At 49.4% G+C, this 490-nt stretch carries 1 protein-coding gene; it reads right to left on the reverse strand.

Annotated features, from left to right (window positions below):
- Positions 1-72 precede the first annotated feature (72 nt).
- Positions 73-490 (reverse strand): hypothetical protein (locus GFJ41_RS17995; RefSeq protein ID WP_170076011.1); only part of this gene is annotated, 418 nt, incomplete at its 5' end.

Below are 490 nucleotides of genomic sequence, written 5' to 3' on the forward strand. Positions count from 1 at the left end.
TTTTTTTCTTAAGATTCGTGTTATGCCATAATCCTGTGTGTTGATTGATTTGATTCATATGTTGTTAATGATTCATTCATGGAACAGGTCGAAGAAGCTGTGATCTGCACCATCAGCATCTAAAGGCACATCATCGCAGTAATCAGGAAGGTTGAACACTTGCTCCTCAGCCTCAGGCTTTACGTTGAAGAAACTGAAGACGAGGTCATTCTTCTCGCTGTGGTAGGTGCAGGAGACGGTGATGCAGCCGCAGGACGTAGTCATGATCGAGTAGTGGGCCTGTGAGTGATGCGCGTCGTTGTCAGACATATTGCCGGACCACATGCGCACCCTGAGGCCCTGGTCGGACTTATCGGGGCTTCCCAAGTACAGCTCGTCCACGTGTGTGGCGTCGGTCGGGACCTCCATGGGGTGCTTGTGAGACTGCAGAGACTTCTTCTTACAGCTCTCGTTCTTGCCGTCCAACTCATAATACACATCCTTTTCAAAG

This window comes from Paraclostridium dentum (genome assembly GCF_012922555.1).
In the GTDB taxonomy this organism is placed as follows: Bacteria; Bacillota; Clostridia; order Peptostreptococcales; family Peptostreptococcaceae; genus Paraclostridium; species Paraclostridium dentum.